This is a genomic window from Streptomyces sp. NPDC107521, assembly GCF_055598485.1.
Genome location: NZ_JBVKAT010000028.1, coordinates 1 through 21,975, shown reverse-complemented (window position 1 = coordinate 21,975; position 21,975 = coordinate 1). Strand labels below are relative to the sequence as shown.

Annotated in this window: 20 protein-coding genes; 9 read left to right on the top strand and 11 right to left on the bottom strand. The window is 75.2% G+C overall.

Features of this window, described 5'->3' with window-relative positions; translation table 11 throughout:
• Positions 1-2: 2 nt before the first annotated feature.
• From ACZ7LB_RS29405 to ACZ7LB_RS29390, 4 genes are read left to right on the top strand one after another with little or no spacing between them, the layout of a single operon-like run.
• On the top strand, positions 3-929 hold the full coding sequence (locus ACZ7LB_RS29405; protein WP_471472321.1) for an NAD-dependent epimerase/dehydratase family protein: 927 nt from the start codon (positions 3-5) through the stop codon (positions 927-929).
• A complete protein-coding gene (locus ACZ7LB_RS29400; RefSeq protein WP_471472319.1) occupies positions 926-1,585 on the top strand; it encodes a spherulation-specific family 4 protein in 660 nt (219 codons plus the stop codon). The genes ACZ7LB_RS29405 and ACZ7LB_RS29400 overlap by 4 nt, the downstream gene beginning before the upstream one ends.
• Complete coding sequence (locus ACZ7LB_RS29395) at positions 1,585-2,430, top strand: endo alpha-1,4 polygalactosaminidase (RefSeq protein ID WP_471472317.1); 846 nt, start codon at positions 1,585-1,587, stop codon at positions 2,428-2,430. Before ACZ7LB_RS29400 ends, ACZ7LB_RS29395 begins: the two co-directional genes overlap by 1 nt.
• Before the next feature lie 15 nt (positions 2,431-2,445).
• Positions 2,446-2,763, top strand: a complete 318-nt coding sequence (locus tag ACZ7LB_RS29390) for an antibiotic biosynthesis monooxygenase family protein (RefSeq protein ID WP_471472314.1) — start codon at positions 2,446-2,448, stop codon at positions 2,761-2,763.
• 79 nt (positions 2,764-2,842) lie between these two features.
• Here ACZ7LB_RS29390 and ACZ7LB_RS29385 read toward each other — a convergent pair whose 3' ends face one another.
• Positions 2,843-6,217, bottom strand: coding sequence for a pyruvate carboxylase (locus ACZ7LB_RS29385; protein ID WP_471472313.1), 3,375 nt, complete (start codon positions 6,215-6,217; stop codon positions 2,843-2,845).
• A 1,013-nt stretch (positions 6,218-7,230) separates the two neighbouring features.
• Between ACZ7LB_RS29385 and ACZ7LB_RS29380 the strand changes: the two genes are divergently transcribed.
• A complete protein-coding gene (locus ACZ7LB_RS29380; RefSeq protein ID WP_471472311.1) occupies positions 7,231-7,596 on the top strand; it encodes a CAP domain-containing protein in 366 nt (121 codons plus the stop codon).
• A gap of 494 nt (positions 7,597-8,090) precedes the next feature.
• On the opposite strand, the gene ACZ7LB_RS29375 is transcribed toward ACZ7LB_RS29380, so the two are convergent.
• The gene (locus ACZ7LB_RS29375; RefSeq protein ID WP_471472309.1) at positions 8,091-8,357 is read right to left on the bottom strand and encodes a hypothetical protein; all 267 of its coding nucleotides are present in this window, start codon (positions 8,355-8,357) and stop codon (positions 8,091-8,093) included.
• Between the two features lie 436 nt (positions 8,358-8,793).
• Between ACZ7LB_RS29375 and ACZ7LB_RS29370 the strand changes: the two genes are divergently transcribed.
• Positions 8,794-10,023 (top strand): cytochrome P450, encoded by a 1,230-nt coding sequence (locus ACZ7LB_RS29370; protein WP_471472307.1) that lies wholly within the window; start codon positions 8,794-8,796, stop codon positions 10,021-10,023.
• A 113-nt stretch (positions 10,024-10,136) separates the two neighbouring features.
• Here the strand turns inward: ACZ7LB_RS29370 and ACZ7LB_RS29365 are convergent, their stop codons facing one another.
• From ACZ7LB_RS29365 to ACZ7LB_RS29345, 5 genes are all read right to left on the bottom strand, one after another.
• Entirely contained in the window at positions 10,137-11,402 is a 1,266-nt protein-coding gene (locus ACZ7LB_RS29365) for a cytochrome P450 (protein ID WP_471472305.1), read from the bottom strand.
• Entirely contained in the window at positions 11,399-12,025 is a 627-nt protein-coding gene (locus ACZ7LB_RS29360) for a GTP-binding protein (protein ID WP_471472303.1), read from the bottom strand. The genes ACZ7LB_RS29365 and ACZ7LB_RS29360 overlap by 4 nt, the downstream gene beginning before the upstream one ends.
• On the bottom strand, positions 12,006-12,362 hold the full coding sequence (locus ACZ7LB_RS29355) for a DUF742 domain-containing protein (RefSeq protein WP_471472301.1): 357 nt from the start codon (positions 12,360-12,362) through the stop codon (positions 12,006-12,008). Before ACZ7LB_RS29355 ends, ACZ7LB_RS29360 begins: the two co-directional genes overlap by 20 nt.
• Complete coding sequence (locus ACZ7LB_RS29350; RefSeq protein WP_471472431.1) at positions 12,359-12,772, bottom strand: roadblock/LC7 domain-containing protein; 414 nt, start codon at positions 12,770-12,772, stop codon at positions 12,359-12,361. The genes ACZ7LB_RS29355 and ACZ7LB_RS29350 overlap by 4 nt, the downstream gene beginning before the upstream one ends.
• Positions 12,773-12,866: 94 nt before the next feature.
• Positions 12,867-14,720, bottom strand: a complete 1,854-nt coding sequence (locus ACZ7LB_RS29345) for an ATP-binding protein (protein ID WP_471472298.1) — start codon at positions 14,718-14,720, stop codon at positions 12,867-12,869.
• A 1,026-nt stretch (positions 14,721-15,746) separates the two neighbouring features.
• Between ACZ7LB_RS29345 and ACZ7LB_RS29340 the strand changes: the two genes are divergently transcribed.
• Entirely contained in the window at positions 15,747-16,583 is an 837-nt protein-coding gene (locus tag ACZ7LB_RS29340; protein ID WP_471472296.1) for a lysozyme, read from the top strand.
• 85 nt (positions 16,584-16,668) lie between these two features.
• Here ACZ7LB_RS29340 and ACZ7LB_RS29335 read toward each other — a convergent pair whose 3' ends face one another.
• Both ACZ7LB_RS29335 and ACZ7LB_RS29330 read right to left on the bottom strand, forming a co-directional pair.
• Positions 16,669-17,391: an FAD binding domain-containing protein gene (locus ACZ7LB_RS29335; protein ID WP_471472294.1), complete on the bottom strand. Its 723-nt coding sequence runs from the start codon at positions 17,389-17,391 to the stop codon at positions 16,669-16,671.
• Positions 17,392-17,742: 351 nt separating this feature from the next.
• Complete coding sequence (locus ACZ7LB_RS29330) at positions 17,743-19,215, bottom strand: MFS transporter (protein WP_471472292.1); 1,473 nt, start codon at positions 19,213-19,215, stop codon at positions 17,743-17,745.
• 244 nt (positions 19,216-19,459) lie between these two features.
• Between ACZ7LB_RS29330 and ACZ7LB_RS29325 the strand changes: the two genes are divergently transcribed.
• Positions 19,460-20,023: a Dps family protein gene (locus tag ACZ7LB_RS29325; protein WP_471472290.1), complete on the top strand. Its 564-nt coding sequence runs from the start codon at positions 19,460-19,462 to the stop codon at positions 20,021-20,023.
• Between the two features lie 168 nt (positions 20,024-20,191).
• Here the strand turns inward: ACZ7LB_RS29325 and ACZ7LB_RS29320 are convergent, their stop codons facing one another.
• Positions 20,192-20,353: a hypothetical protein gene (locus ACZ7LB_RS29320; protein ID WP_471472288.1), complete on the bottom strand. Its 162-nt coding sequence runs from the start codon at positions 20,351-20,353 to the stop codon at positions 20,192-20,194.
• A 39-nt stretch (positions 20,354-20,392) separates the two neighbouring features.
• Positions 20,393-20,749 carry a PRC-barrel domain-containing protein gene (locus ACZ7LB_RS29315; RefSeq protein WP_471472286.1) on the bottom strand — a complete coding sequence of 119 codons (357 nt, stop codon included), beginning with the start codon at positions 20,747-20,749 and terminating at the stop codon, positions 20,393-20,395.
• Positions 20,750-21,011: 262 nt separating this feature from the next.
• Between ACZ7LB_RS29315 and ACZ7LB_RS29310 the strand changes: the two genes are divergently transcribed.
• Positions 21,012-21,860 carry an RNA polymerase sigma factor SigF gene (locus ACZ7LB_RS29310; protein WP_471472284.1) on the top strand — a complete coding sequence of 283 codons (849 nt, stop codon included), beginning with the start codon at positions 21,012-21,014 and terminating at the stop codon, positions 21,858-21,860.
• Positions 21,861-21,975: the final 115 nt, after the last annotated feature.

Genomic DNA, 21,975 nt, shown 5'->3' with positions numbered 1-21,975 from the left:
GCATGCGCATTCTCGTCCTGGGGTCCACCGGCTACCTGGGCACCCATGTCACCGAGCGGCTGCGCGCCCTGCCGGGCGCGCGGGTGCTCGGCGGCGGCCGGTCGCCCGACGCCGAGGTCCCCGTCGACCTCGCCACCGTCCCGGCGGAGCGGCTGGCCGCGCTGCTGGAGGCGGCGGCGCCCGACGCCGTCGTCAACTGCGCGGGCGCCGTCAGCGGTGACCCGGTCTCCCTCGCGGAGGTCAACGCCCGCGGCCCCGCCGTGCTCTGCGCGGCGCTGCGCCGGTCCCGTCCCGGGGCGCGGCTGGTGCACCTCGGCTCGGCGGCCGAGTACGGGCCCGGCGAGGGGCGGGTGCCGACCGCCGAGTCGGCGCCCACCCGGCCCGTCACCGCCTACGGCGCCACCAAACTGGCCGGCACGGTGGTCCTGACCGTGTCCGGGCTGGACGCGGTGGTCCTGCGGGTCGGCAACCCGGTGGGGCCGGGCGCCCCGGCGGGCGGTCTGCCCGGCAGGGTCGCCGGGCTGCTGCGCGAGGCGGGCTCCGGCCCGGAGGCGGTGCTCAGACTGGGCGACCTCTCGGCGTACCGGGACTTCGTGGACGTCCGCGACGTCGCGGGCGCCGTGGAGCGGGCGGTGACCGCCGACGGTCCGCTGCCGCGGGTGCTGAACGTCGGCGGCGGACGGGCGGTCCGGGTGCGCCGGCTGGTGGACACGCTCGCGGACATCGCCGGGTTCCGGGGCCGGATCGAGGAGCGGGGCGCCGGTTCGTCCCGCTCGGACCAGGTGTCCTGGCAGTGCTCCGACATCGGCGCCGCCCGCGAGGCCCTGGGCTGGCGGCCCGCGCACACGCTCGACGAGTCCCTGGACGCGCTGTGGTCGCACCGCCCCGTGCCTGCCGCCGGACCCGCGGACGAGGGCCGGACGTCGTGAGTCTCCTCGTCCCGCTGTACGTCCATCCGGCCGAGGACCCCGGCGCCTGGCACCGGCTGATCACCGCCGCGGACCGCACCTACGCGGTGGTGCTCAACCCGGCCGACGGCCCGGGCGACACGCCCGACCCGGCGTTCACCGCGGCGGCCGGGGCGCTGCGGGCGGCGGGCGCCCGGCTGCTGGGCTACGTCGACACCGACTACGGCACCCGGCCGGCCCCCGACGTGCTGGAGGACCTGGCCCGGCACCAGCGCTGGTACGGGACCGACGGCTGCTTCCTCGACCGGGTCAGCGCGGCCGAGTCGGGGCTGGCGGAGTACCGGCGGCTGGTGCGGGCCCTGCGGCGGCACGGCGCCGACCCCGTCGTGCTGAACCCGGGGGTGCACCCGGCGCCCGGCTACGCCCGGTTCGCGGATCTGCTCGTCACCTTCGAGGGTTCGTGGACGACGTACGTATCGGCGTTCAGCCGCCCGGACTGGACGCAGCGCCACCCACCGGAGCGCTTCTGCCATCTGGTGTACGGCGTGCCCGAGGCACTGACGCCGCTCGCCGTGCGCACGGCGGCCGAGCGCGGTGCCGCCGTCTCCGGTCCCGTGACCGGGGAACTGCCCAACCCCTGGGCCCGACTGACCCCCGTACTGACAGGAGTGCAGTGATGAACCCCCGGATCTGGTTACGCACGGCGCTGGGAGCCGCCCTGGCGGCCCTAGTGCTGGCGGGATGCGCCGGAACGGATGACGGAACCGGCAGGGAGAGCCACCGCGCCGGGCACACCCCGGCGCCGGGGACCGGCCAGCGGTCCGCCCTGTGGCAGCCCCGGCCGGGCCTGGCCTGGCAGTGGCAGCTCAACGGGCCGGTCCAGGAGACGGCCGACGTGCCGGTCTACGACATCGACGGCTTCGAGAACTCGGCGGCCGACGTCGCCCGGCTGCACCGGGCCGGACGCAAGGTGATCTGTTACATCAACGTCGGCGCCTGGGAGGACTACCGGCCGGACGCCGACGACTTCCCGGAGCGGGTGCTGGGCGGGACCAACGGCTGGGCGGGCGAGCGCTGGCTCGACATCCGCCGGGTCTCCGTGCTCCGCCCGATCATGGAGCGCCGCTTCGACATGTGCCGGGACAAGGGCTTCGACGCGGTCGAGCCCGATCTGGTGGAGGCCTACGGCAACAAGTCCGGCTTCCCGCTGACCGCCCGCGACCAGTTGGTCTACAACCGCATGATCGCCGACATCGCTCATGAGCGCGGGCTGTCGGTGGGGCTCAAGAACGACCTGCCGCAGATCCCCGAGCTGGTGAAGTCGTTCGACTTCGCCGTCAACGAGCAGTGCGCCGAGTACGGGGAGTGCGACCGGCTGACCCCGTTCATCGAGGCGGGGAAGGCCGTGTTCCACGTCGAGTACTCCGGCACGACCCGGGGGTTCTGCCCCGAGGCGCGCAGCCTGGGGCTGTCCTCGATGCTGAAGAAGCCCGACCTGGACCCCTGGCGCAAGCCGTGCTGATGGCAGGATGAGGCCATGAGCGTAGTCAAGATCAATGTGCTGACCGTCCCCGCCGAGCAGCGCGAGCTGCTGGAGCAGCGCTTCGCCGCCCGGGCCCACTCCGTGGAGAACTCCGACGGCTTCGAGTGGTTCGAACTGCTCCGGCCGGTCGAGGGCACCGACCAGTACCTCGTGTACACGCGCTGGCGTGACGAGGAGTCCTTCACGGCGTGGATGGAGGGCCCCCGCAAGGAGGCGCACCAGGGCGGTGGCGACCGTCCCGCGCCCGCCGCGACCGGTTCCACGCTGTGGTCCTTCGAGGTGGCCCAGCAGGCGGCGCCGAAGGGCGAGTGAACGCGGAGGAGGCGGTGGTCACCGGCCCGAGGGCCCGGTGACCACCGCCTCCTTGCGTCTCCGCGCGGCCCCGCCGCGCTCAGGCGAGCTGGACGAGGAGGTCGCCGCCCTCCACCTGCTGGACGCGGTTGATGGCCAGCCTGCTCACCGTGCCGGACTTCGGGGCGGTGATGGCGGCCTCCATCTTCATCGCCTCGATGGTGGCCACGGTGTCACCGGCGGCGACCTCGTCGCCCTCGGCGACCGCGAGGGTGACCACACCGGCGAACGGGGCCGCCACATGGCCCGGGTCCGAGCGGTCGGCCTTCTCGGTGACCGGGATGTCGGAGGCCGCCGCCCGGTCGCGCACCTCGATGGGCCGCAACTGGCCGTTGAGCGTCGACATCACGGTGCGCATCCCGCGCTCGTCGGCGTCGCCGATGGCCTTGAGCTCGATCAGCAGACGCACACCGGGTTCCAGGTCGACGCTGTACTCGGTGCCGGGGCGCAGCCCGTAGAAGAAGTCCTTGCTGTCGAGGACGCTGGTGTCGCCGTAGGCCGCGCGGTGGGTGTCGAACTCCCGGGCCGGGCCCGGGAACAGCAGCCGGTTGAGCGTCGCCCGGCGGTCCTTGGCGAGTCCGGTGCGGTCCTCCTCGCCCAGCTCGGGCACCGGGCGGGATCCGGCGCGTCCGCGCAGCGCCCGGGTGCGGAACGGCTCCGGCCAGCCGCCGGGCGGCGTGCCCAGCTCGCCGCGGAGGAAGCCGATGACGGAGTCGGGGATGTCGAAGCGGTCCGGCGACTCCTCGAAGTCCTCCGGCGCCACCCCGGCGCCCACCAGGTGCAGGGCCAGGTCCCCGACGACCTTGGACGACGGGGTGACCTTGACCAGGCGGCCGAGCATCCGGTCGGCGGCGGCGTACATCGCCTCGATGTCCTCGAAGCGGTCCCCGAGGCCCAGCGCGATGGCCTGGGTGCGCAGGTTGGAGAGCTGCCCGCCGGGGATCTCGTGGTGGTAGACGCGGCCGGTGGGCGCGGCCAGCCCCGCCTCGAAGGGGGCGTAGACCCTGCGGACGCCCTCCCAGTACGGCTCCAGGTCACCGACGGCCTGGAGGTCGAGGCCGGTGGGCCGGGCCGTGTGGTCGGTGGCGGCGACGAGGGCCGACAGCGAGGGCTGCGAGGTGGTGCCCGCCATGGAGGCCACCGCCCCGTCCACCGCGTCGGCACCGGCCTGGATCGCGGCCAGGTAGGTGGCGAGCTGGCCGCCGGCGGTGTCGTGGGTGTGCAGGTGCACCGGCAGGTCGAACTCCCGGCGCAGGGCGCCGACCAGGGTGGCGGCGGCCGGTGCCCGCAGCAGCCCCGCCATGTCCTTGACGGCCAGCACATGGGCGCCGGCGTCCACGATGCGCTCGGCCAGGCGCAGGTAGTAGTCCAGGGTGTAGAGGCGTTCGCCGGGGTCGGACAGGTCGGCCGTGTAGCACAGGGCCACCTCGGCGACCGCCGTTCCCGTCTCCCGTACGGCGTCGATGGCGGGCCGCATCTGGTCGACGTCGTTGAGGGCGTCGAAGATGCGGAAGATGTCGATGCCGGTGGCGGCGGCCTCCTGGACGAAGGCGTCGGTCACCTCGGTCGGGTAGGGGGTGTAGCCGACGGTGTTGCGGCCGCGCAGCAGCATCTGGAGGCAGATGTTGGGCACCGCCTCGCGCAGCGCGGCCAGCCGCTCCCACGGGTCCTCCGCGAGGAAGCGCAGGGCGACGTCGTAGGTGGCGCCGCCCCAGCACTCCAGGGAGAGCAGTTCGGGCAGGGTGCGGGCGACGGCCGGGGCGGCGGCGAGGAGGTCCCGGGTGCGGACCCGGGTGGCGAGGAGCGACTGGTGGGCGTCGCGGAACGTGGTGTCGGTGACGCCGATGGTCGGCGACTCGCGCAGCCGCCGGGCGAAGCCCTCGGGGCCGAGTTCCGCCAGGAGCTGCCGGGAACCGGCCGGCGGCTCCCCGGCGGGCAGCGCCGGCAGCTTGGTCAACGGGTCGATCAGCGCCGGGCGTTCCCCGTGCGGCTTGTTGACCGTGACGTCCGCGAGGTAGGTCAGCAGCTTGGTGCCGCGGTCGGCGGACTGGCGGGCGGTGAGCAGATGGGGGCGCTGTTCGATGAACGAGGTGGTGGCGCGCCCCGCCTGGAAGTCCGGGTCGTCCAGCACCGCCTGGAGGAAGGGGATGTTGGTGGCGACGCCGCGGATACGGAACTCGGCGACGGCCCGCCGGGCCCGGTTGACCGCGGTGGTGAAGTCCCTCCCCCGGCAGGACAGCTTGACCAGCATGGAGTCGAAGTGCGCGCTGATCTCCGTCCCGGCGTGGGTGGTCCCGCCGTCGAGGCGGATGCCGGAGCCGCCGGGCGAGCGGTACGCGCTGATCCGGCCGGTGTCGGGGCGGAAGCCGTTGGCCGGGTCCTCGGTGGTGATCCGGCACTGGAGGGCGGCGCCGCGCAGGGTGATGTTCTCCTGGGCGAGGCCGAGGTCGGCCAGGCTCTCCCCGGCGGCGATCCGCAACTGGGCCTGGACGAGGTCGACGTCGGTGACCTCCTCGGTCACCGTGTGCTCGACCTGGATGCGCGGGTTCATCTCGATGAAGACGTGGTTGCCCTCGCGGTCGACGAGGAACTCCACGGTCCCGGCGTTGCGGTAGCCGATCTGCCGGGCGAACCCGACGGCGTCGGCGCAGATCCGGTCGCGCAGCTCGGGGTCGAGGTTGGGGGCGGGGGCGAGTTCGATCACCTTCTGGTGACGGCGCTGCACCGAGCAGTCGCGCTCGAAGAGGTGGATGACGTCGCCCCGGCCGTCGGCGAGGATCTGCACCTCGATGTGGCGGGGCTCGACGACGGCCTTCTCCAGGAACACCGTGGGGTCGCCGAAGGCGGAGGCCGCCTCCCGGGACGCCGCCTCGATGGACTCGCGCAGCCGGGCGGGGTCCTCGACCCGGCGCATGCCGCGCCCGCCGCCGCCCGCGACGGCCTTGACGAAGACGGGGAAGCCGATGCCGTCGGCGGCCCGGACGAGTTCGTCCACGTCGGTGGAGGGCGCGGAGGAGCCCAGGACGGGCACCCCGGCCTCCCGGGCGGCGGCCACGGCACGGGCCTTGTTGCCGGTCAGCTCCAGGATGTCCGCGCCGGGGCCGACGAAGGTGATGCCCGCCTCCTCGCACGCCCTGGCCAGCTCCGGGTTCTCGGACAGGAAGCCGTACCCCGGGTAGACCGCGTCGGCCCCGGCGCGGCGGGCGGCGGCGACGATCTCCTCCACGGAGAGGTAGGCGCGCACCGGATGGCCGGGCTCACCGATCTGGTAGGCCTCGTCGGCCTTCAGCCGGTGCAGGGAGTTGCGGTCCTCGTGCGGGAAGACGGCGACGGTGCGCGCGCCCAGCTCATAGCCCGCGCGGAACGCGCGGATGGCGATCTCGCCGCGGTTGGCGACCAGCACCTTGCGGAACATTGTCGATCCCTTCAGCCCTGCCGGTGACAAGGACATGGTGTCGTCGGGGCCGCCGGTACGCCATATGAGGCGGGCCACTCGCCCGGTGTGACCTGTGCCCCCTTTTGTCCCGGCGTTCCTCAGCGGACCTTGGCGTCTTTCTTAAGGCTCCTTGAAGAACGCCCCGTGGAGGCCGTATCGGCACGGTGCCCGCCCTAGGCTCTCGGCAACCCCCCACGGTCCCGGTGGGCGCTTCCGCGTCCACCGGGGTCCCCCACGTCCCTCCCGTTCCCGACTCCCGTCCGCCTCCCCCCGCCGCGCCGCCCGTACTCCCCCTTCCTCGGCGCCGTCCTCCGCCCACTCCCGTCGCCCGCTTCCCTCCCGTCCCCACCCCCTCCCCCCGCCGTCCGTCGAGCCGAGGTGTCCGTCGCATGGGTTCCCGCAGAGCCGCCCGCCCGTCCCGTTCCCACGCGCGTCCGAGGCGGCGGCCGGGACGGCGCGGGGCCGCGCTCGCCCTGGGCGCCGCCGTCGTCATGACGGGCGCCGCGCTCACCCTGGCCGTGACCCGGGACGGGGACGGCGGTCCGGCGGAGCGGGTCACCACGAACGCGGTCGCCGGGGCGCAGGGCCCCGCCGGCGGCCGGGACGGTACGGCGGCCCCGGTCCCGCCGTCACCGCGGCCGTCCGCGTCGGCGTCCGTCGCGGACGGGAGCGCGAGCGGGAGGAAGGACAAGGGCGACGGCGGCGCGGGCTCACCGGGCGGAGGCGCCTCCCCCGGCGCGAAGCCCTCTCCCACCGGCACACCCGGCGGCACCTCGGCGGCGGGCCCGTCGGCCACCGGCGGGGCCGCGCCGCCGGACGCGGGCGCACCGCCCGCCCGGCGGCCGTCCGCTCCACCGGCGAGCGGCGGTGGAGGCGGGAACGGGGGCGCCGCCGACGGAGCGGGTACCGGGAAGGGGACGGAGGGGGGATCGGGGACGGACTCCGGCACCGGATCGGGAGCGCGGGACGGGGCCGACAGCACGGAGGAACGGGTGCTGGTCCTGGTCAACGAGGAACGCGCCGGGGCCGGCTGCGCACCGGTCACGGCGAACGGACGGCTGGCCCGGGCCGCCGACGCCCACAGCGACGCGATGGCCGCGAGCGGCGTGATGTCCCACACCGGACCCGACGGCTCGACCATGGCCGACCGGGTCGGGGCCGCCGGCTACGCGTGGTCCGCGCTGGGCGAGAACATAGCCCGGGGGCAGGCCGACGCCGCCTCGGTGATGGCGGCCTGGATGGACAGCCCGGGCCACCGCGCGAACATCCTCAACTGCGCCTTCGAGGAACTGGGCGTCGGTGTGCACACGGGGGACGGCGGGCCCTGGTGGACCCAGAACTTCGGCACGGGCCGCTGACACCGGGCCGCCCGCGCCCTGCTTCCACCCTGCCTCCGGCTCGGGTTGCGGCTGCGGCTGCGGCTGCGGCTGCGGCTGCGGCTGCGGCTGCGGCTGCGGTGAGCCCACCGCGCGGGCACATCGCCGGTCCGGGACCCTGACGCCGAGGGGCGGCGACGCGCCACCTCCGGAGGGGGACAGTACCGGCCCGGCGGTCGGCCACGCCTCCTGCCGACGTCCAGCCGCAGCGGACCGGCGAGCAACGGGGCGGACCGACCGGCGGGCAGCGGGGCGGACCGACCGGCGGGCAGCGGGGCGGAGCGGAACCGTGCTCCCCGGCCGCCCCTCGGCGCCCAGCGGGCGGCCACGGCCCACCGGGCCTCCATCGCGGAGCCCGGTGTCCGGCCTCGTCGCGGAAGCCGGCGCGCGGGGAGCACCGTTCCTCCACCGGCGTCCTGCGGGCCGCCGCCCGGCAGGGCGTGGAGCCACCGTCGGTCAGGTGCCGCCGGCGCGCGTCAGGGTGTGTCACCGCGCCAGTCGAAGCGGGCCGGGTCGCCCGGCCGGGGAGCGTACGCGGCCCGGCCCCCCGGACCGTAGCGGCTCAGTTCCGTCACCAGCGACACCCCTCGGCCCCGTTCCTCCACGGGTGTGTGCGTGATGTCCAGGAGCAGGCCGTCCAGCGGGCCGCCGATCAGCTGGGCGTAGCTGCGCCCCGCCCGTGGCCCCGGATCGTCGTGGTCGGCGCCGTACACCCGGCCCCGCATGAACTCCGCCTCATCCATGCCGACCAGCGTCGCACTCGCCACTGACAACGCCTCCGGACCGGTGCCGGGGCGCGGGTGGCGGCACGGCCGTCCCTTGCCGTGCCGCCATGTACCCACACCATCCGAAACGGCGAGTACCCGACGACCGCCGCCCCACACCTCCCGGCCGCACCGAGTGCCGCCCCGGCCCCGATCCCCGCCCCGGACACCCGCAGGGGCGGCGGAGGGGGCGCCTCCGGGCCGGTCCGGAGGCGCCCCGGAAGGCGGGCCGCCGACCGGCCGACCGGCCCGCGACGGCGGCCCGTCGCACGGCCCGGACGCCGCCGCGGCCCCATCCGCCCCGTGCGCCGTCCGCGCCACCGGCGTGCGCCACGGAGCGCCGCGCGCGGTCTGTCCGATCCGACGGGTCGTCAATACCCTGTGCGGTACAGGCTGTTGTCGACCGAGGAGCACCATGTCCACCACCACGCGGCGGGCCATCGACATCCTCTCCCCCGAGTTCGGGGCCGACCCCTACCCGGCGTACCGCGTGATGCGGGACAGCGCCCCCCTCTTCTGGCACGAAGCCACCCGGAGCTGGATCGTCTCGCGCTACGAGGACGTGGAACGCGTCTTCAAGGACCGGGACGGCGAGTTCACCACCGAGAACTACGACTGGCAGCTTGAACCCGTGCACGGCCGGACGATCCTCCAGTTGAGCGGGCGCGCGCACGCGGTGCGGCGCGCGCTGGTCGCGCCCGCGTTCCGGGGGTCGGAGCTGCGGGACCGGTTCATGCCGGTGATCGAGCGGAACTCACGGGAGCTGATAGACGCCTTCCGGGACACCGGCCGGGCCGACCTCGTCGGTGACTACGCGACCCGCTTCCCGGTCAACGTCATCGCCGAAATGCTGGGCCTGGACAAGGGCGAGTACGAGCGGTTCCACCACTGGTACACCTCGATCGTCGCCTTCCTCGGCAACCTCTCCGGCGACCCCGAGGTCGCGGCGGCCGGGCTGCGCACCCGGATGGAGTTCGCCGAGTACATGATCCCCGTCATCCAGGAGCGCCGGAGGAACCCGGGGGACGATCTGCTCTCGACGCTGTGCGCCGCCGAGATAGACGGCGTGCGGATGAGCGACGAGGAGGTCAAGGCGTTCTGCAGCCTGCTGCTGTCGGCGGGCGGCGAGACGACGGACAAGGCCATCGCCGGCATCTTCGCCAATCTGCTGGCGCACCCGGACCAGCTGGCCGCGGTGCGCGCCGACCGGACGCTGATAGCCCGGGCGTTCGCCGAGACGCTCCGCTGGTCGCCGCCGGTGCACATGATCATGCGCCAGACGGCGACCGAGGTGTCGATCGCCGGGGGCACCGTCCCGGCCGGTGCCACCGTCACCTGTCTGATCGGCGCGGCCAACCGCGACGAGCGCCGCTACCGGGAGCCCGACCGCTTCGACGTGTTCCGGGAGGACCTCACCGCGACGACCGCCTTCTCGGCCGCCGCCGACCACCTGGCGTTCGCCCTGGGGCGGCACTTCTGCGTCGGGGCGCTGCTGGCGAAGGCCGAGGTGGAGACGGGGGTGGGCCATCTGCTGGACGCGATGCCGGACGTACGGCTCGCCGAGGGAGCGGCGGTGACGGTGCGCGGGGTGTTCACCCGGGGCCCGCACACCCTGCCTGTGCGGTTCACCCCCCGCGCCGCCTGAACCCGGTCCGGCCCCCGAGCCCGCACCGGGCGCGCCGCGTCACCGCGACGGGCGGGCGGGGCCGCCGGGGCGGAGGACGGGGGCCGCCGGACCGGGCGGCGGGGGCCGGAGGGTCAGGCGACCACCGACGGGGTGAACCGGGCGGGCAGGGCCGCCAGACCGCGCATCCAGATGGAGGGACGCCAGGTCAGCTCCCCCGGCTCCACCGCCAGCACCAGGTCGGGCAGGCGCTCCAGCAGCGTCTCGACGGCGGTGCGCGCGATGACGTCCGCGAGCAGCGGGGCCGGGTAGGGGCAGCGGTGCTCGCCGTTGCTGAAGGAGAGGTGGGAGGAGTTCTCCGCGCCGACGTGCGCCTCGGGCCAGATCTGCGGATCGGTGTTGGCCGCGGCCAGCCCGAGGACCAGGCAGTCGCCCGCCCGGATCTGCCGCCCGCCGAGCTGGGTGTCGTGCACGGCCCAGCGGCCGATGAAGTTCTGGGTCGGGGTGTCCAGCCACAGCACCTCGTTGAGGGCGTCACCGACGCTGAGCCTGCCGCCCGAGACGTTGAGCGCGAAGCGTTCGTCGGTGAGCAGGAGGCGCAGGGTGTTGCCGATCCAGTTGGCGGTGGGCTGCTGGGCGGCGGCGATCACGGAGATGAGGTCCTGGACGATCTCCTCGTCGGTGAGTCCCGCCGGGTGGGTCAGCATCCGGGAGGTGACGTCGGGGCCGGGCCGCTCCCGCTTCTCCCGGACCAGCCGGTGGATGCGCTCGCCGACGCGGGTGTAGGCGGCCACGGGGTCGTCGCCGTCGGCGGCGTCCAGGGAGATCCGCAGGTCGTCGACGAGTTGCCGGGTGTCGGCGCCGCCGTGCGGCATGCCGCAGATGCGGACGGCGGCGCGCATCGGCAGGGCGTGCGCGTAGGAGCCCATCAGCTCGGCCTGCCCGCTGCCGGCGAAGGCGGCGATGAGCCGGTCGGCCAGGTGGCGGCAGTCGCGGGCCAGCTCGAACTGGTCGACGCCCGCGAGGGCGCCGGTGATCACGCCGGCCCGCCGCCGGTGCTCCTCGCCCTCGGCGAACAGCACCGACGGCTGGTGGCCGACGTAGGGCAGGAGCGGCCAGTCGGCGGGGATGGAGTCCCACTGGTTCCAGCGGCGGGAGTCGCGGGCGAACAGCTCGTCGTGGCCGGTGACATAGCTGACCTCGGTGTAGCCGAGGACCAGCCAGGCGGGGATGCCGCCGTCGAGGAGCACGGGGGCGACGGTGCCGTGCCGGGCGCGCAGGCCGCGGTACAGCTCGGACGGTGTCTGCTGGTACTCCAGTCCGGCGAGGTGCACGGCGTCGCGGTGGGCGGGGCACCCCGGGGCGGGGGCACCTGCGGGGGCGGGACGGGTCTCGGTCACGATGCGCTCTCCTGCGCGAGGGCCTGTTGGTAGAGGTGGTCCACGAGGGTGACCAGGACGTTCTTGCCGGAGGCGCGCACCCGTGCGTCGCAGTCGATCAGGGGGACGTGGCCCGGCAGGGCGAGCGCTTGGCGGATCTCGTCGAGGGGGTGGCGGGCGAGGTCCCCGTCGAAGCGGTTGACCGCGACGACGAACGGGGTGCGGTGGTGTTCCAGCCGGTCTATCGCGTACCAGGAGTCGTCCATCCGGCGGGTGTCGACGAGGACGACGGCGCCGAGGGTGCCGGAGAAGAGCCGGTCCCACAGGAACCAGAAGCGCTCCTGGCCGGGGGCGCCGAAGAGGTAGAGCACCATCCGGTCGTTGAGGCTGATGCGCCCGAAGTCGAAGGCGACGGTGGTGGTGGTCTTGGCGGTGAGGCCGCCGGTGTCGTCGACGCCGATCCCGGCCTGGGTCATCACCTCCTCGGTGTTCAGGGGGCGGATCTCGCTGACGGAGCGGACCAGGGTGGTCTTGCCGACGCCGAAGCCGCCCACGACGACGATCTTCAGTCCGGTCTCGGCGGCGTCGGTGAGGGGCGTGCGGCCGCCGGCGGTTCCCCGGTTCTCAGAGGTTGCGGAGCCCATGGAGCACTTCCTTGAGGAGGTCGATATCGGGGTGCGACGCGACGGACTGCCCCAGGCGTGGATGGCGGGCGGTGATGGTTCCCATGGCGAGCAGGTCGCCGAGGAGGATGCGGACGACGGTGATCGGCAGTCCGAGTTCGGCGGCGACCTCGACGACGGCCGTCGGATGGCGGCACAGGTCGAGGATCTCGGTGTGCTCGGACTGCATGCCGGCCGTGGGCGCGCACTCGCTGACCACCAGGGTGACGAGGTCGAAGGCGTCGTCGGCGCGGCTGCGTCCGCCGGTGACCGTGTAGAGCCGCTGGGGTTCGCCGGTGTCCACGGGTCTGCGGGTCACGAGGAGGCGCTCCGGGCATGGCGGGGTTCGGCGCGCAGATGGTCCCCGATCTGGTCGACCAGTTCGGTCATCTGGTGGCCGACGACGCCGGGGTCGGCGTCCTCGGCGGCGATGACGGCGAGGTGCGCGCCCTGTCCGGCCTCGACGATGAAGAGCAGTCCGCCGTGGAACTCGGTCATGGAGTGCCGGACCCCGCCGGTGCCGTTGCCGAACTCCACGGAGGCGCCCTGGGCGAGGGCCTGGATGCCGGAGCAGATGGCGGAGAGCTGGTCGGCCTGGTCGAGGGCGAGGTGTTCGGTCCAGCAGAGTTTGAGGCCGTCCCGGGACAGGACCAGGGCGTGGCGGGTGTCGGGGGTGCGGTCGAGCAGGTTCTGCAGGAGCCAGGTGAGGCTGTTGTCGGTGGTCTGCATGACGGGTGGTGGGACGGTGGTGCGCGGGGCGGTCACCGGCCCGGTCCTCCATTCTCAGGAGCGCGAAGGATGCGAGGGCGCCGGGGGACGGCCCTCAGGCCGGGGCGGGCGGTTCGGTGGCCGGCGGGGTTCCCCCGGGCGGGGAGCCGGCGGCACCGGAGAGGCGACCGCGGTGGTAGGCGCCGAAGCGGGAGCCCGCGTCGCGGGGCACCGCGGGGACACGGTCGTGCGGTTCCGGGTAGGGGGACCGGGCCGTGGGGTCGTAGCCGGCGGGGGGCTGCTGCCCGCGTTCGCGCTCGGCCTCGGCCATGGTGCGGCCGGGGGCGCGGACGGGCAGGCCGCCGGGGGTGGCGGGGCGGTGGTGCCGGTCCTGCTGTTCGGGCAGGCCGGTCGGCACCGGACGGGCGGGGGGCACGGTGTCCAGGGGGTGCGGCGCGCTGTCCGGCGGTGCCGCCGGGCGGGGGATGACGGGCAGGTGCCCGGCGGCCGGGGCGGGCACGGGGGAGGCCCCGGGGGCGGGGACGGGACCGGTGCCCCGGCCGCGGGCGCCGGTGGGGGTGCCCGCGGCGGGGGTGCGTCCGGCGCCGACGGGGACCGGTTCGCGCTGCTGGGCGAGGAGTTGCGGGGGCAGCAGAACGACCACGCCGGTGCCGCCGCGCGAGGAGGGCCGGTAGCTGACGCCGATGCGGTACTTGGCGGCGAGCCGTCCGACCACGGCGAGGCCGAGCCGGGTGCCCTGGAGCTGCGCGAGGTCGGTGGAGCGTCCGGAGACGGCCTCCTCGGCGTGGTGCATGGCGGCCTCGGCCATCCGCAGGCCGCTGTCCTCGACGGTGACGACGATTCCGGCGGTACGTTCCTCCACGTAGACGTGGACCTCGTCGATGGGCGGCGAGAAGTTGGCGGCGTTGTCCATCAGCTCGGCCAGCAGGTGCATCACGCCCTCGGCGGCGTACCCGGAGATCGCGGCGCGGGTGGAGCAGTGCATCCGGACCCGTCGGTAGGCGGCGATGCGTCCGACGGCGCCGCGCAGGATGTTCTCCATGACGATCGGCTTGTTCCACGCCCGGCTGGCGCGGCCGCCCATCAGCACCGCCAGGCGGTCGGTGATCAGGCCGAGCTGGGAGGTGCTGTGGTCGAGGCGGAGCAGGTCCCCGAGGACGTCCTCGCCGTGCCGGTCCTGCATCTCGCGGAGGTCCGCGAGCATGCTGACGGCCTTGGCCTGGACGCGGCTGAGGGACTTGGCGGAGGCGGCCTGCGCCGCGGCGGTGCGCCGCTCGCTGTGGGCCAGCTCCCGGACGAACAGATCGGACAGGGCGCGCAGCCGGCCGCTCTGCGGCCAGTCCAGATCGGCCAGTACGTGCTGGGCCGAGGTGCCGTCGCGCAGGCGGGCCACCGCCCCGGGCAGGGTGCGGCCCGTCAGGTGGTCCAGCTCCGTGGTGATCAGGGTCAGCTCGTGCCGGGCGGTCCGGTGGCGGGAGTCGGCCTCCCCGGTCCGGCGTACGGCGTCCTCGGCGAGCGAGGCGTAGCTCTGGAGCACCTGGCGCAGATGGGGGCCGGGGACGGCGGGGGCGCCCGCGACGGCCTCGTCGGCGCCCGCTCCCTCGCGCAGCCGCCGGGTGACCCCGGGCAGGACGACGTTGGCGAGGTGCAGGCAGCCGGCGTTCTCGTGGGCGAGCTGTGCCTTGAGCGCGACGTTCTCCGCGGTCCGCTCGGCGGCGGTGCGGTGGGCCCGGCGGATCAGGCGGGAGCTGAGGCCGACGACCACGGCGACGCAGAGCCAGGACGTCACGGCGAGGGTGGCCGTCCAGCCCTTGGCGGCGCCGGGCGCCGCCGCCCAGGCGGCCCCGGCAGCGGCCGCGGCGGCCGGCAGCACGACGAGGAGCGGGGTGGGCGCGGAGCGGCCGGAGTGCCGGGTCCGGGGTGGGCTGGGGGGTGCAGGGGCTGACATTCCGCGGTCCCTCGGGTCCTGGAGTGCGGGGCCGTTCGGCATGCGTCTCGGCATGTGTCGCGGCGGCTCGGGCGGTCCCGCCGGGCGACCGGTCACTCACGGGCGGCGGGATGTGGCTCATGGTAGTCAGACGGATGCTCATCGTGGCCGGATCGCCCCCAGGCCCCCGCGCAGGAGCGAACTTCCCCGGATTTTCGGCACTCGAACGAACCGGTGTGATACAGGCGTTCTGGTCATGCGCTCCCGGGGCCGCGTCGCCCCGCCCACCGCGTTCCCGGGGCACCCGTCACGTGGCCTCCGGGCCGACGACGGCCCGACCGGGCGGCTCGACCGGGGGCCGCGACGGGGTGCGGGACACGGTCCGCGGGTGCGCGGGGGCGCCGACGGACCCGCCGGACCTGACGGGCGGGTGCGGGGCACATGCGGCCCGGTGCGGCGCACCTGAGGAACGGACGGCGGAGGCGTGGGGCCGGTGGCGTTACCCTTCCGGGTCATACGCGGCGCGGCCGGGTGACCACCGTGCCGCCCCCGCCGCCGGCGCGGCCCGGACCCCGCCCGGAGCCCCGCGGCCGGAAGTCCGGTGGACCCCGGTGGCCGCCCCTCCCCCGCTCTCCGGGGTGCCCTCCCGGCCGGCGGTGCCCCCGCCCACGGGCGCCCGCCTCCGCCGGGCCGCCCCGCCCCGCCGGGCTCCCCGGCCGTACCGCCGTACCGGCGCGCGCGGCCGGGGCCGTCCAGGTCAGGCCGGGTGCGGGACGCCCGCCGGGGCCTCGCGCGCCGTCGCCGTCCGGGCCCGCCCGGCGTCCGCGACGCCCCGCTCCCCGGTCCGGGGCGGGCGTCGCCGCGGACGCCTCCTCCGTCGGCGCGATCACCGCCCCGGGGCCGTCGCACGCGGCTGACCCCTCCTCAGGAGCGGACGCGTCCACCGCTGACGCGGCGACGGGTTCCGGGCACCGCCGGGTGCGCGCGGGGGCCTCCGTCCGGGTGAGTGCGGATGCGGACGGGCCCGACAGCGGCTCGGATGGGGGCATGCGCGAACCCATAGCCGTGGCTTCCCGCCACTCCCGTGTCCTCATGTCGAGCGCCCTGCTCGCCGCCCCGTCACTCCTGTTGTCCCTGTGCGCCGTTCCGGCGTCGGCCGGCGATGCCGGCGGGACCCCCGTCCGAGGTACCGCCCACATGGGCAGCGGCGTCCTCGCCCACGAGGGGGTGCGGGGCCTCCCGGTGGAGACCCGGGTCACCCAGACGGAGGGCGTGGACGTCTCCAGCCATCAGGGCAACGTCGCCTGGTCGACCCTCTGGAACAGCGGGGTCAAGTGGGCCTACGTGAAGGCCACCGAGGGCACCTCCTACCGCAATCCGTACTACACCCAGCAGTACAACGGCTCGTACGACGTGGGCATGATCCGCGGCGCGTACCACTTCGCGACACCGGACACCGCCGGCGGCGCCGCCCAGGCCGACTACTTCGTCGACCGCGGCGGAGGCTGGTCGAAGGACGGCAGGACCCTGCCGGGCGTGCTCGACATCGAGTACAACCCGTACGGGGCGACCTGTTACGGCCGGACGCAGAGTCAGATGGTCTCCTGGATCCGCGCCTTCCTGGACCGCTACCGGGAACGCACCGGCCGGGACGCCGTGATCTACACCTCCACCAACTGGTGGACGCAGTGCACCGGCGACTACAGCGGCTTCGGCTCCGTCAACCCGCTGTGGATCGCCCGGTACGCCGCGACGGTGGGACCCCTGCCGTCCGGGTGGTCGTTCCACACGATGTGGCAGTACACGTCGTCCGGGCCGACCGTCGGTGACCACGACAAGTTCAACGGCTCGCTGGACCGGGTGAAGGAACTGGCCAACGGCTGACCCGGAGGGGCGGCGGTACGGACGGCGCGGCCGAGGGGTCGCGCCGTCACCGTCCCCGGGGCCGCCCGCCGTCGCGGCGGCCCCCTCACCGTCCGGGCGGCTCCGCGAGGATGTCGGTGACCCGCCGGCGCATCATCTCCCGGGCGCCGGACGGCAGGGCCGCGAGGCCGGTGCCGTCCAGCGCGGCGAGGGCCCGCTCCGCTCCCCCGTCGCACGGGACGCCGGCGTCGAGCACGTCGTAGCCGTCCCGGACGGCCACCCGCAGCCGCCGCCCGCCCCCGGGCCCCGGGTGCACCGCGGTGGCGACGACCAGCGGCGGCGGACCGCCCGCCGCCGCGGACGCCTTGGCGTAGCCGCTGGCCAGGGGGGTGTTCCAGCGCAGGCCGAGCAGGAGCCCGCGCTTCGCGACCACCTCGGCGAGATCGGTGTCGTACGCGCCGTCCGGTCCGAGCACGGTGGCGGTGGCGTCGAGGACGAGGGCCGCCGGGAGCAGGCACCGCAGGGCGCTGCCCACGATGTTGCCGCCGACCGTCGCGGTGCGCCGTACGGCCCCGGTGCCCACGGAGCCCGCCGCCAGGCGCAGTACGTCGGGCACCCGGTCGTCGATCCGGTGCAGCACCACGGCCGCGCCCAGCGCCCCGGGTTCGACACGGTTCGCCTCCGGGAGGTCGCGCAGGGACATGGCCGACTCGGGGAAGCCGTCCCGCTGCCAGGCGGCCCAGAGGAGGGTGGCCCCGCCGATGGGCACGGCTCCGTCGGCCAGGCATTCCCTCGCCTCGGTCACGGACGTGGGCAGTCGCAGCAGCACGGTGATCGGCCTGCCTTTCCCTGGAGGCGGTGGGGGCGCCGGGGCCGCCGCCGGACGGGTGGTCCCCGGTCCGGCGCATTGTCCGTGGCTCCCCGGGGGCGCGTACAGGGCTCATGCGCGCCGGACCGTGCGCCCTGGGGCGCCGGAGCCGTCCGCCAGGGGGACGCGGGGCCCGCGCGGCGGAGGCGGAGGAGCGCGGGCCGGGCTCCGGGGGCGGGCGCACGCGCGGCGGGTCCGGCAGCGGCGGAGTGCCCCGTCCCGAGGCCGGTGCCTCCCGGTCCCACCGCTCTCACCGGACCGGCCGGATCGGTCGGTCCCGCCCCGCCCCCGGCCTCCCCGTCGTCCGCCCCGTCACCGGGTCTCCGGACGCTCCGGGTCCTCCGTCCGCTCCGCCGGCCCCGCACCGCCGCGGGCCCGGGGCACCCCCGCCGGGGTCTCCGCCCCGACGGACTCCGTGCCGGTCCGGGCGGCGTCCTCGGGCCCGGTGGCCGTGAGGGGGGCCGCCGCGGGCGGGGCGGCGGTGAGCGCGACGCCGGCCGGCGGGACGTCGGCGGGTGCGGGGCCGGAGGGCGGCTCCCCCGGCGCCGGGTCCGCCTCGGCGCGCAGGCCCCGTACCTGCGGTGAGAGCAGGGCCGCGGCCGTGGCCAGCACGACCAGGGCCGCGCAGCCGAGCAGAGCCGGTGCCGTGCCGACCGCCTGCGCCACCGGCCCGGCGACGAGCAGACCGAGCGGGGCGAGGGCGAGGGAGCCGAAGAGGTCGTAGGAGCTGACCCGGGACAGGGCCTCCTCGGGCACGCGTCGCTGGACGGTCGTGGCCCACAGGACACCGAAGACGTCGCCCGCGATCCCGGCGCAGAACATGGCCGCCGCGATCGTCCAGACCGGGGCCCGGAGCCCGAGCAGGGCCGGCGGCACGGCGGCCGGGAAGGTGCACAGGACGGCCACCAGGATCGGCCGGTCCACCCGCACCCGCGCGGCGAGGCCCGCGCCGGCGACGGCGCCGACGGCCTGCGCGGCCACAATCACCGACCAGGCCCGTACCCCGCCGAGGTGCTGCTCGGTCATGAGCGGGCCGAGCACCCCGGCGTTGGCGTTGAGCGCCGCGACGACGACGGCGTACTGCGCCACCACGACCCACAGCCACTGCCGGGAGAAGAACTCGCGGCGCCCCTCGCGCAGATCGGCCCAGCCCGAGGACGCCGCCCTGGGCACCGCCGCCACCCGCAGCCGGGCGGTGAGCAGGCCGCTGACGGCGAACGAGGCGGCGTTGAGGGCGAGCGCCCAGCCCGCGCCGACCAGGGCGACGGTGATTCCGGACAGCGACAGGCCGAGCAGCAGGGAGGTGTTGGTGCCCATCCGCAGCAGGCCGTTGGCCCGCTGGAGCCGGTCGGCCGGGACCAGCGAGGGCAGCACCCCCTCCATCGCCGGGGCGAACAGGGCCGTCGCGGTGCCCGCGGCCACCGCCAGCAGGCACATCGCCAGCAGCGGGGCGTGGCCGGTGAGCACCATCGCGGCCAGTCCCGCGTACGCCCCGCAGCCGAGCACGTCGGCCAGGACCATCAGCCGCGAGCGGGACATCCGGTCGGCGATCACTCCGCCGATCAGGATGAACAGCAGTTGCGGCACCGCCTGGCAGCCGAGGACCAGCGACAGCCGGCCGGGACCGGCCCCGGGCAGCGCGAGCACCGCGAAGGCCAGCGCGACGCGTGCGAAACCGTTGCCGAGCACGGAGACGACCCGCGCGCCGAAGAGCAGCACGAACCGGTGGTCGCGCCAGAGTGCCCCGCCGCCGAAGCCGGCGCGGGGGGAAGGGGAGCCCGTCATGAACGAGCACCCTAGGCTCCGCGGATCCCCGTCCGCCCCGATCCGGCCACGCGCGCCCGCCCCGGGCACCCGGGGACCGCGGGGACCGGTGACCGGCGGGTCGGGCCCCGGCGGCCCGGCGCCCGTCCGCCCAATGGCCGAAATCCGGCCCGTCCGGTGCCGCCGGGATGTCTGCCCGCGCCGAACCGGGGCACGCGTGAACAGGCACAACCCGCACACAACGCATCAGGAGCTGAGGTCCGACATGACCCACGATCTGACCCCGAAGTACACGGTCCCCGGCATCGCGCGCGAGGCCGCCGGGCGGCTGATCGGCGTGCTGCGCATGCGGCTGCACGCCTTCAACGACCTCCACCTCACCCTCAAGCACGTGCACTGGAACGTGATCGGCCCGCACTTCATCGCCGTGCACGAGATGATCGACCCCCAGGTCGACAGCGTCCGCGAGATGGCCGACGACGTGGCGGAGCGCATCGCGGCGCTCGGCGGGGTGGCCCAGGGCACGCCGGGGGCGCTGGTCTCCGAGCGGACCTGGGACGACTACTCCATCGGACGGGCCGACGCCATCGCCCACCTCGGCGCGCTGGACCTGGTGTACACGGGGGTCGTCGAGGGCATGCGCGCCGCGGTGAAGGAGGCCGGTGACATCGACACGGCCACGGAGGACCTGCTGATCGGCCAGTTGCGCGACCTGGAGCAGTTCCAGTGGTTTGTGCGGGCGCACCTGGAGAGCGCGGGCGGCGCCCTGGCGACGGGCGGCGCCACCTCCGAGACGGAGGCCGCCGAGCGCGGCGCGGAGATCTCCTGACCGCCCCGCGCACCGGGTGACCGCCCGTCGTGCGGGGTGGTCACCCCGCACGGAGCGGTGGCCCCCGTTCCGGTGCACGACGGGCGGTGGCCCCTTTTCAGGTGAGGGCCACCGCGTACGGGCGCCCACCGGAGCCGGGGCCACCGTGCCGCCGCCCGGTCGGGCCGGTCAACGCGCGGGCCCCCGGCGGCCGACGCGCGCGCCGGGCAGGACCGGATCGGCCACCAGGACGACGACGCCGATGACGACGAGGCAGAGGGCCCCCTCGACGACGACGCCGACGAGTCCCGGGGCCACGGCGACGAGCAGCGACAGCGGGAACAGGGTCACGGCCGTCCCCGTCTCCCCTTCCGCGTCCTCGCGGCGGGCTCAGCGCCGCGCGAGCCGGCGCTCGCCCCGGCTGCCCTGCTGGTAGGGCAGGTCGTAGTGGGCGAAGACGTCGCTCTCGGCCTCGGCCAGCAGCTCGCCGTCCGGATCGATGCCGGGCGCGTCCTTGACCAGTCCCCGGTCGTAGGTGACCTTCACGTAGCCCGGTCCGACGGTGGCCTTCTCCACCGGTACGAAGACCAGGCGCCGCCGCGTCGGCAGTCCGACGGTGACCGCGGCGAAGGACGGCCGGTCGGTGGCGGTGTCGACGTAGATGGATTCCAGGGTGCCGATCTTGCGGCCGCCGCTGTCGACGACGTCGTGCCCCCGCCATTCCCTGATGTTCTCGGCTTCGAACATGTCCCGCCATCCCTTCCGTCGCCGTCCGTCCCTGTCCCGGGACGCCGCTTCCCTGCCGGGTTCCCCGCTTCGGCCGTGTCGCACGGCCCGTCCCCGGCCGGTGGGACGGGCGGGGCGCGGGGGCCGGACGGGGAGGGCGGGAGGGGGAGCGGGCGGCCGGGCGGGAAGAGGCAGGTATGCGGGCGGGGAGCCGGGGTAGGCGGGTGAGCGTCGGCCGGTGAAGGAAAGCGGCGTGGCCGACCGGATTCGCGGGAGGGAACAGATGACGACGACCGTGCGGGTTACCGAGGACACCCGGCGCAGCACCGGCATGCCGGAGATCGCGGACCCGTCCAAGGTGGCGCCCAGGGACGCACGGGAGTTGTCGCGGGTCTTCTTCGACCGGCTGGCGAACCTGGAGGAGGGCACTCCCGAGCACCAGTACGCGCGCAACACCCTGATCGAGATGAACATGTCCCTGGTCCGCTTCGCGGCCGGCCGGTTCCGCAGCCGTGGGCCGGAGGAGATGGAGGACATCGTCCAGGTCGGCATGATCGGTCTGATCAAGGCCATCGACCGCTTCGAGCTGACCCGTGAGGTGGAGTTCACCTCGTTCGCCGTGCCGTACATCGTGGGGGAGATCAAGCGCTTCTTCCGTGACACCTCCTGGGCGGTGCACGTGCCCCGGCGGCTCCAGGAGGCCCGGGTCCAGCTCGCCCGCGCCTCGGAGGAGCTGCGCAGCCGGCTGGGCCGCAACCCCACCACCAAGGAGCTGTCCGAGCTGATGAGCCTGCCGGAGGACGAGGTCGTGGAGGCCCGGGTCGCGGCCAACGGCTACAACTCGGCCTCCCTGGACGCGGCCATCCACGGCAGCGAGGACGGCGAGTCGGCGCTGGCGGACTTCATCGGCACCGACGACGCGGCGCTGGCGCTGGTGGACGACTTCCACGCCCTGGCCCCGATGATCGCGGAGCTGGACGAACGGGACCGCCGGATCATCCACTGGCGGTTCGTCGAGGAGCTCACCCAGAAGGAGATCGGCGAGCGCCTCGGGGTCTCCCAGATGCATGTGTCCCGGCTGATCTCCCGGCTGCTGGGCCGACTGCGGGAGGGCATGCTGACCACGGGCTGAGCCCGCCGCGGGAGACGGGGGGGCGGGCGCCCGGGCGGGGGGGGCGGGGGCAAGGGTGTTGGGCCCCTTCCATTTTCGCCCCCAACAAACCGGGGGGGGGGTAGAAACACCACCC

Excerpts from the sequence above, each read along its gene's own strand:
- ACZ7LB_RS29395 (WP_471472317.1), top strand. The coding sequence starts at position 1,585 with ATGAACCCCCGGATCTGGTTACGCACGGCGCTGGGAGCCGCCCTGGCG.
- ACZ7LB_RS29310 (WP_471472284.1), top strand. The coding sequence starts at position 21,012 with ATGACGACGACCGTGCGGGTTACCGAGGACACCCGGCGCAGCACCGGC.
- ACZ7LB_RS29360 (WP_471472303.1), bottom strand. The coding sequence starts at position 12,025 with ATGGGCTCCGCAACCTCTGAGAACCGGGGAACCGCCGGCGGCCGCACG.
- ACZ7LB_RS29375 (WP_471472309.1), bottom strand. The coding sequence starts at position 8,357 with ATGGATGAGGCGGAGTTCATGCGGGGCCGGGTGTACGGCGCCGACCAC.
- ACZ7LB_RS29325 (WP_471472290.1), top strand. The coding sequence starts at position 19,460 with ATGACCCACGATCTGACCCCGAAGTACACGGTCCCCGGCATCGCGCGC.
- ACZ7LB_RS29390 (WP_471472314.1), top strand. The coding sequence starts at position 2,446 with ATGAGCGTAGTCAAGATCAATGTGCTGACCGTCCCCGCCGAGCAGCGC.
- ACZ7LB_RS29350 (WP_471472431.1), bottom strand. The coding sequence starts at position 12,772 with ATGCAGACCACCGACAACAGCCTCACCTGGCTCCTGCAGAACCTGCTC.
- ACZ7LB_RS29385 (WP_471472313.1), bottom strand. The coding sequence starts at position 6,217 with ATGTTCCGCAAGGTGCTGGTCGCCAACCGCGGCGAGATCGCCATCCGC.
- ACZ7LB_RS29345 (WP_471472298.1), bottom strand. The coding sequence starts at position 14,720 with ATGTCAGCCCCTGCACCCCCCAGCCCACCCCGGACCCGGCACTCCGGC.
- ACZ7LB_RS29340 (WP_471472296.1), top strand. The coding sequence starts at position 15,747 with ATGCGCGAACCCATAGCCGTGGCTTCCCGCCACTCCCGTGTCCTCATG.
- ACZ7LB_RS29330 (WP_471472292.1), bottom strand. The coding sequence starts at position 19,215 with ATGACGGGCTCCCCTTCCCCCCGCGCCGGCTTCGGCGGCGGGGCACTC.
- ACZ7LB_RS29370 (WP_471472307.1), top strand. The coding sequence starts at position 8,794 with ATGTCCACCACCACGCGGCGGGCCATCGACATCCTCTCCCCCGAGTTC.
- ACZ7LB_RS29405 (WP_471472321.1), top strand. The coding sequence starts at position 3 with ATGCGCATTCTCGTCCTGGGGTCCACCGGCTACCTGGGCACCCATGTC.
- ACZ7LB_RS29315 (WP_471472286.1), bottom strand. The coding sequence starts at position 20,749 with ATGTTCGAAGCCGAGAACATCAGGGAATGGCGGGGGCACGACGTCGTC.